At 41.1% G+C, this 7,562-nt stretch carries 11 protein-coding genes; 7 read left to right on the forward strand and 4 right to left on the reverse strand.

What is annotated here, in order from left to right:
- Window positions 1-182: 182 nt before the first annotated feature.
- Window positions 183-392, reverse strand: a complete 210-nt coding sequence (locus EKM80_RS13210; protein ID WP_125553972.1) for a DUF1659 domain-containing protein — start codon at window positions 390-392, stop codon at window positions 183-185.
- Between the two features lie 102 nt (window positions 393-494).
- Window positions 495-989, reverse strand: coding sequence for a sigma-70 family RNA polymerase sigma factor (locus EKM80_RS13215; RefSeq protein ID WP_125553974.1), 495 nt, complete (start codon window positions 987-989; stop codon window positions 495-497).
- Between the two features lie 287 nt (window positions 990-1,276).
- On the opposite strand from EKM80_RS13215, the gene EKM80_RS13220 reads away from it, so the two are divergent.
- The 7 genes from EKM80_RS13220 to EKM80_RS13250 all read left to right on the forward strand — a co-directional run bounded on the left by EKM80_RS13220 (window position 1,277) and on the right by EKM80_RS13250 (window position 6,334).
- Complete coding sequence (locus EKM80_RS13220; protein ID WP_125553976.1) at window positions 1,277-2,158, forward strand: hypothetical protein; 882 nt, start codon at window positions 1,277-1,279, stop codon at window positions 2,156-2,158.
- A 288-nt stretch (window positions 2,159-2,446) separates the two neighbouring features.
- Entirely contained in the window at window positions 2,447-3,331 is an 885-nt protein-coding gene (locus tag EKM80_RS13225; RefSeq protein ID WP_125553978.1) for a conserved phage C-terminal domain-containing protein, read from the forward strand.
- Window positions 3,315-4,646: a DnaB-like helicase C-terminal domain-containing protein gene (locus EKM80_RS13230; protein ID WP_125553980.1), complete on the forward strand. Its 1,332-nt coding sequence runs from the start codon at window positions 3,315-3,317 to the stop codon at window positions 4,644-4,646. Before EKM80_RS13225 ends, EKM80_RS13230 begins: the two co-directional genes overlap by 17 nt.
- Window positions 4,647-4,664: 18 nt before the next feature.
- Window positions 4,665-4,850: a hypothetical protein gene (locus EKM80_RS13235; RefSeq protein ID WP_125553982.1), complete on the forward strand. Its 186-nt coding sequence runs from the start codon at window positions 4,665-4,667 to the stop codon at window positions 4,848-4,850.
- Window positions 4,851-4,867: 17 nt separating this feature from the next.
- Window positions 4,868-5,173: a hypothetical protein gene (locus tag EKM80_RS13240; protein WP_225418892.1), complete on the forward strand. Its 306-nt coding sequence runs from the start codon at window positions 4,868-4,870 to the stop codon at window positions 5,171-5,173.
- A gap of 119 nt (window positions 5,174-5,292) precedes the next feature.
- Window positions 5,293-5,721: a hypothetical protein gene (locus EKM80_RS13245; RefSeq protein WP_125553984.1), complete on the forward strand. Its 429-nt coding sequence runs from the start codon at window positions 5,293-5,295 to the stop codon at window positions 5,719-5,721.
- Between the two features lie 133 nt (window positions 5,722-5,854).
- Window positions 5,855-6,334, forward strand: a complete 480-nt coding sequence (locus tag EKM80_RS13250; RefSeq protein WP_164509573.1) for a KxYKxGKxW signal peptide domain-containing protein — start codon at window positions 5,855-5,857, stop codon at window positions 6,332-6,334.
- On the opposite strand, the gene EKM80_RS13255 is transcribed toward EKM80_RS13250, so the two are convergent.
- On the reverse strand, window positions 6,299-6,703 hold the full coding sequence (locus EKM80_RS13255) for a KxYKxGKxW signal peptide domain-containing protein (RefSeq protein ID WP_164509574.1): 405 nt from the start codon (window positions 6,701-6,703) through the stop codon (window positions 6,299-6,301). The two genes, EKM80_RS13250 and EKM80_RS13255, sit on opposite strands and share 36 nt — an antisense overlap.
- Before the next feature lie 181 nt (window positions 6,704-6,884).
- Complete coding sequence (locus tag EKM80_RS13260) at window positions 6,885-7,502, reverse strand: C39 family peptidase (protein ID WP_125553990.1); 618 nt, start codon at window positions 7,500-7,502, stop codon at window positions 6,885-6,887.
- Window positions 7,503-7,562: the final 60 nt, after the last annotated feature.

Raw genomic sequence — 7,562 nt, forward strand, 5'->3', positions numbered from 1 at the left:
GCCAAATAGCGCGCCAGCAGGGTGGTTAGCCCAGGACTAAGCTAGTTGGGAGGACTGGCTTAGGCTGGCGCAGTTAGCGGGCATGCTGGGAAGGACATGCGCGCTTATGTGCCGCAGCTTGGGGGCTGTGGTTGAAACCATTACAGCACTGGGACAAGGTGACGTAATGGTAAATGAGCACGCTAGTTCGCTGGCACCGTATAGTTCTGGCGGTCGTACGTGACCGTCACGGCGGCGCTGTAGCCTTCGTCGGCTAGGGTGCCGATGGTGTTGCCGAATTTGTCGATTTGTTCCTTGGTCGTATCTTCTTTGACGTTGACGAACTTATGCGTCGCTTCGCCGTCGATGTTGTCGCCGACGGTTTTGATTTCCAAGTTAGTTTTTAGCCACATGTGATGACCTCCTAAAATTGAGTTAGTTTGAGGGCAAAAGCGGCCGCTGTTTTGTCCTTCACTTATATATACGTTTGAGCAAGCCGATTTGGGACATTATTTTTAAAGAAACTTGGCCGCCTTGGCACAAAGCCCAACACGCCAGCGATAAACTGTCCGGCGATCAACATTGAATTTCTGGCAAATTTCCGCTTGTGAAAAATTATTAAGGTAAAAGAGTTCTAATACGCGCTGCTCCCCGATTGTTAATTCACAGTATAAGTCTTTCAATTCTAAACGCATCGTTGCTTGCTGGAAGCCATTGCAGCCACTTTCATCAGTCTTAGTAGCGCAAAATTGTTGATACCGGGTTTGTTTGCGCCAGAGATCAATAGTATGTTGGCATAATTTTGTATATAGATAATTTTTGCGACTGATTGGCGGTTGTTCTTGTTCATAGCGGCAGTACGCGTCAACATAGGCTAATAAGCATTCTTGAAAGTAATCATCAAAATCAGCTTGTTGTCGGGTAATATGGCATTGTTTTAAAACGCCGAAAATTAGCTTCTTATTCTGGAGCGCATCGTTAAATGCGACTTTACTCAATTGATTTGTCATTGGACCACAACCTTTTTTGTTAGTGGTCCCAGACGTCTAGGACAGAAATAAGCATAACTGTCAAATATATGAAAGCGCAAACAACGAAAAACATTGAAATACAACGCTAATAATTACGCTTTATTGCTGTTAAAGCCTTTATTTTGTTGATTATGGTCTTTTTAATCATGTATTAATGATATTTTTATAAAAATATCAGTTTATTCCAATACAATCGGTTATCTTTCTCATTTATACTGGTATTCATGCTATTATATAGCGTGAATATATCAATTTGGAGTGAGTCTATGCAGGAACATCAAACTAAGTTAGTGCATCCAATGGGAGTTGGTGCTAACGTCACTTATTACGATTTAAATCAGCTTGACGCGTTTATCGGTCAAGTTGATCTAGTTGACCAAGGTCGAGTACGACCGACAACAATTTTTATTGGTCCACTTGTCGAGGAAAGATTGATTGCCGGCCACACTTACCGCACACTAATTGTTGATATTGACGGCAGTAGCGTACTTTGTCCACAAACAACTAATGATATTATTGCTGAACTAAGTAGCCGTAAAGTCATCAGCCTGCGGTTTTGCCATTGGGTCGCTCATGAACTGAAGCGCCAACAGATCCCCTATTTTTGTGGCGTTAATTCATTCATCCCCAATTGTAGTCAATTACGCCAACAACCAGCCTGGATTGGTTCCCGTTGGTACACCAATATGCGAACCGTTACAGCAGCAACATTGGTCACCTTTGCTTGCCCAGCACAACACCAAAAAGTTGTCATTCGCGTTGAAATAAGTCAGGCACAGTTAAGAGAACGATTAGCAATCGTCCGCGCGATGATCGTGGCTAGTAATCATATTCTAGCAAGTACAATCAACGATGAGCTACCCTGCAATCAGTTGATTACGAGTGTCCCACCTAATTTACCAGAATTAGCCAGCATCCAGTTGCCACAAGTCACGGCAGCCCAGCTAATGCAGTTTGGCTATGAACAGCATGCCGAGGATATCTGCTGCATTTCAGAAACCTATCAGCATAGCCACGAGGACTTCAGCATTTTTAGTGCTGTTGCAGCCGCTAATTATACTTCACGACCACCACGTGCCCTGACTCGTGGCCGTAAATTATTAGCAAAAAAGCAACACCCTAAAGCTCACAACAAATCAAGCGACTGAATTGTCAAAAACAGCAAATGAAGTGCTATTTTTGACACAGCTACTTGACACTTTTGACAATACAATTGTCATTTTTAACACATTAATTGTCGTTTTTGACATCTCTAATTGTCATAAGTGTCACGTCTAATTAAAATAACAAAAATTAAGCAAAAAAAATAAAGGTAATAAAGCGCACTACAACAGCGTTTTAATATGACCTTTATTTTTTTGTGAAAAAAAGTATGTCCCAAATGCGGTTGCTCAAACGTATATATAAGTGAAAGACAAAATAAGGAGTTGTTGGTTTTGACACCATTATTTCTTTTACCAAGTAATTTCTACGAACAACCGGAATTCAAACAGTTACACCACTTAGCCAGTAGCCACCAAGAACTGGCGTGTATCACGCTTTGGGTTCGTTCATTGAGCTGTGCTGCTCATTTGCAAGCCAACGGCACGATTGCTTTTAACAGTGAACAGCCCTTAACGTTAATGGATTTTGCACAATGGTTATCGCTGGGGCGCACCGCTCGTATCTTACCATTACTGAATCTGCTTAGTAAGTGTGACTTGATCAAAAAAACGGCAAACGGGCATTATCACATTTGTCATTGGGAACGCTATCTTGTCCCCACTGAATTAGCAGCTAATTATGATGGTTTAGTGAAATTTAGTATTGCCGGAAAGCAACCACCAGCTACAGCTACGCCATTAACCCTGCCAGCTAGAGTAGCACCACTGGCATTGCAATACTATACACCCGAACAACGCAAACGTTTAGCAGCCAGCACGAAAAAAATTCTCGCCTATTTACAACAGCAATCTGGCAAAGCCTTTACACCGACGGAATCAGTCCAAATTCTGTTAGCTGACTTATTTAGTCAAAAGGTCACAATGAAGCAAATCAAACAAGTCATCGACTGGAAAATTCAAGATTGGCGTGATAGTGACTATTGGAAATTTGTTCGCCCACAAACGCTATTTGGCCCAAAGTTTAAACAATATTTATTGGAGGCACCACCCTTACCGCAACCCCACCACACAAAAGGTCAAACACGCGAAGAATATTTAAGAATCCTATTCAACGTTTGTAGTGGCGACATTGAGCTAGCAATTCGGCGTGCAGCAGATGATGCAGTGACCACTGATCGTACGGAAATGGAGGTGATTGGTCATGCCCTTGGACACTAATATTGTGCATTATTTATTACATCATCCCGAAACACTAAAAACAATTACCATTGATACCAGCTGGTTCACCGTTAAAAGCTGTCGCGAATTTATTCAATTTTTGCTGACCGAACCAGGTCCTTACCGCAATTGGATTGAATTACAACGCCGTTTTCAAGCGGCTTATCCCTTAGCCTTTGAGGCCAATGAATGGCAAGAACTGGAAAAACCAGTTGATAATGAAACGATTTTTCAAGACAGTCTGCGCACGCTCCACTTCTGGTCAGTACAAGAACAAGTACAAGACGCCGCTCAAGCTTACTTTAAACTACCAAGTGCGGACAATTTAGCGCTATTACAGCAAGTAAGCAGTCAATTAGCTGAGCTGAATCAGCCTAAACTGCCGACCCGCAGCATTAAAGAACATGGTACTGACTTACGTCAAGCGCTGGAAACACGCCAGCCCAGCGGCATCAAAACTTTTATCAATGTTGATCAAGTTCTAAATGGCGGCTTACGTGGCGGTGTTTTGTGGACGATTGGCGCACGTCCTGGTATTGGCAAGTCTGCTTTTGCTATCAATCTCATTCAACGCGCTTTAGAATATCAGCCAGAGTTAAATATCGACTTATTCTCGCTAGAAATGACTGCAACGGACAACTATCAACGGACAGTTGCATTACAAACTGGTGTTGCAGTTGGCAAATTCACCGACCCGGCCTTTAAACTCAATGACGCTGAAAAGCAGCAAGTTCGCACCACAATCAAACAACTGGACCATCAACATTTGCAACTACACGATAAATTACTTATTTTGCCGCAAATTGTTAAAGTGATCCGCGACCATGCACAACGTGCCACTACTGGTAATTACATTGCAGTGATCGATTATTTACAAATTATCAGTCTTGATCGCATCACCGCTCGCCATGACCGGCGCCAGGAAATTGAAACAATTACCCGTGAATTGAAATTACTGACCAATGAACTAAACATACCGATTATTTTATTTTCACAGTTGAATCGTGAGCTAGAAAAGCGCGTCGACCGTACACCACAATTAGCCGACTTACGCGAATCTGGTAGCATTGAACAAGATTCGAACATTGTTAGCTTTCTCTACCCAATCAGTACCGAAGAAGAGCATAAAACGAGTCGCCACGTCAATCTGATTTTTCGTAAAAATCGTGCCGGCCGCTTAACTGAACTTAATTTCATCTTTGAACCTGAACAGATGCACTTTACACCCCAGTTCATCGAACAAACTAACGTTACGGTTGGCGACGGTCAGCTTACCATGCAACAGGATGTTATTCCACCAGAGATTAAACATTAGACCAAGGAGGCTCCAATTATGATCAACACAATTACCGTCAGTACCGCCAAAACGCACCTAAACCGGCTTGTCCGTGAATTAGATCGTAACGACGACGCTCTGATTATTCGCAATATGCGCACCAAAAATTGTGTTGTTGTACTTGCGGCTCATAAATGGCGCAATGAATTGGAACATTTGCTCGATCAAGATTTAGATTTATAGAAAGGCGTAAAACTATTTTGAATGATAAATTTAAAAGTAACTCCAAAAAATTACACGCTAAACCACAAGAGCAGTTAAAACAAGCGGTGACCCTAGCTACTTCAATGACTGGTACCCGCTTAGAATCAGTTAAACATGATTTTCTAGCTCGGCCATTATCCGCTGATGACAAAATCTGCTGCTTAGGTGTCTTTTTTTATCGGCAAGCAGACGCCCTTGATTTTCTGATGTATTTGCAACTCTTATGCCATCACTCAGCAAAAGCCGAACTCATTTTAAAACTGTTAGGCGCAAAAAGATTGGACACCGCGGCTAACAGTTAACCGTCAGCACAGCAATCATAACTAATTTAGAACTGGGTCATTTAGACGTGAATTTGCTATCTTAAACCGTATTCGTGATATAATCTAGTTGAAAAATAACTTTCAACGAGGTGATTATCATGAAACGAATAACCGCAGCTATCATGTTATTGGCGGCCTTAAGTTTGACCGCTTGTAGTAATAATTCTGGTACAAATAACAGTTCATCTAGTAGTGCCAGCCAAAAATCAGAACAAGTTAGCTCCAGTAGTGTCACCTCTAGTTCTAGTTCGGCATCCACTAGTTCGACGGACGCTGCCAGTAGTTCTAGTCAAAGTGAATCCGCAGTTGCACAAAGTAGCAGTTCAAATGATCAAAGTGGTTCACAATCACAAAATATGATGCAAAATAATCCTAGTGATAGTGACAACAACAAGGTCGATAATAATGCTAATGCTGGTTCGACATCCAACCAAGCAAGCAGCAGCACCCAAAATATGATGCAGAATAGCCCATCTGATAGCTATAATAATAAAGTCGACAATAACCCTAATGCCGGTCAGCAATAACAATTTGGTCAAAAAGTTTGCACCTATTTTATTTATTTAGTGCAAACTTTTTAGTTTTTAATACAGAATTGTAACAATTATCAGGTGCTTTGCATGGTATAGTAATCATATATTTATGAATGGAGACATGATGTTGAACAGAAATAATCCAAAGTTGCACTTTAAACTATATAAGGCCGGTAAGCGCTGGTTAGTTGCTGGTATCGCCATTGCTGGTATCGGGTTAGGTGCAGCATTACCAAACACAGTTAATGCTGCGGCTACTGATACAGCTGACGTAACGCAATCTGGCGTTACAGTGACTAACAGTAATGCGGCAATTACAACTAGTACAGTTACACAAACTAATTCTCCAACCACTAGCGCTGCGGCTACAAGTGGCAATAATTCGACAGTAAGTAACACTGCTGATATGGCTACTAGTGCAGCAAGTGCAAATTCAACAACACAAGATAGTACAGTTAGTACAGTTACCACTCCTACTACAAATGCTGCATCAGCTACAGCCAGTGATGCAGCCACTACTAATACGTCTAGCGCCACTAGTACAGGCAATACTGCTAGCTCAGCAGCTGAATCAACTGTAACTAGTGACAGTCGATTCAGCTGTTGAGCTAGGTTGCGCAGAAGTATTAGTTGCATTTATATTAGTTACATTTATATTATTCGTGTTATCTGCTACAGTTGGCAGCGAACTGTTACCGTCAGCTTGAACGGGCGAAGCTGCTTCACTGCTTGTTTGAGCTGTTGAATTAACTGAATTGTCAATTGCATTAGTTGCCGCACCACTAGTTGCCCTAACAGCAACTGTATCACTATTAACGGCCACTTTGTTGGGCTGTTCAAGTGCTGTTGTTGCAGCATTAACCTTAGCACTTGGTAGCGCAACACTAAGCCCAATTCCGATAATTGTAATTCCAGCAACTAACCACATCTTTCCAGACTTATAAAGTTTAAACCGTAATTTTGCTTGTTCATTCAATAACCCAATACCTCCTAATTTTACACAATTTTATTATACTACAATTAATATGAATCCTATAAATAACTATTTCAAATTATACTTACTAATTTTTAACTCCCATCAAAGCTAAGTTTAAAAAATTCTACAACAAAAAACGTCCGCTTTATACAGGCGTCTTTAATAGCCACCAAAAATATTATTATCGAATTGCAACGGCACTTCGCCGTGCGTTCCAACTATTTTCAAAATCAGTTGCTGAAATCCAATAACTACTAGCAAGACCATCTTGATTACCCGCAGGATCAACAATATGATAACTACCATTACGGTATCCGTCTAAAAGAACAACGTGTGCGTTATCGATTGCATGACCAAAATTATAGTTTCTCCACACTGGAGCAGTATATTTATACGTAACATAAACAACTATCGGGTTACCATTGCGCAATTCATTCTTCAAACCGTCGGTATTAGTACCGCTGATATCAGCTACCTTACTATCGTAAGAGCGCGCCCATTTTGCTAGTTGTGCCGCATAAATGGATTGATAGGTTCCGTTTATAATTTTGTATGGTGTCCCACCAAAACCATAATTAGGATTACCATCCGTTGCTAATGGCATTTGTTTTAGTAACTGTTTCAATGAAAGATTAGTGGCATATCCTTTTGTCTGTAAACCTTCTAATAAAGCCGCTGCCTCACAACCCATTGGTGCACCAGATGCATATTGACTAATAAACTTAGCTCCTAAATCAACTGATTGAAAAATTCCTGAATGACTAAATTGATAGATACCATGATTACCTATCCACTTAATAAATGTGGCTCTTTGTCAAATCCTGTTGATAGCTAATTTTAGGCAGAACTGGAAGTTAAG

Source organism: Loigolactobacillus jiayinensis (genome assembly GCF_003946445.1).
GTDB classification, from domain to species: Bacteria; Bacillota; Bacilli; order Lactobacillales; family Lactobacillaceae; genus Loigolactobacillus; species Loigolactobacillus jiayinensis.

Coding starts and splice junctions, on each gene's coding strand:
- EKM80_RS13230 (WP_125553980.1), top strand. CDS start 3,315: ATGCCCTTGGACACTAATATTGTGCATTATTTATTACATCATCCCGAA.
- EKM80_RS13245 (WP_125553984.1), top strand. CDS start 5,293: ATGAAACGAATAACCGCAGCTATCATGTTATTGGCGGCCTTAAGTTTG.
- EKM80_RS13215 (WP_125553974.1), bottom strand. CDS start 989: ATGACAAATCAATTGAGTAAAGTCGCATTTAACGATGCGCTCCAGAAT.
- EKM80_RS13220 (WP_125553976.1), top strand. CDS start 1,277: ATGCAGGAACATCAAACTAAGTTAGTGCATCCAATGGGAGTTGGTGCT.
- EKM80_RS13235 (WP_125553982.1), top strand. CDS start 4,665: ATGATCAACACAATTACCGTCAGTACCGCCAAAACGCACCTAAACCGG.
- EKM80_RS13210 (WP_125553972.1), bottom strand. CDS start 392: ATGTGGCTAAAAACTAACTTGGAAATCAAAACCGTCGGCGACAACATC.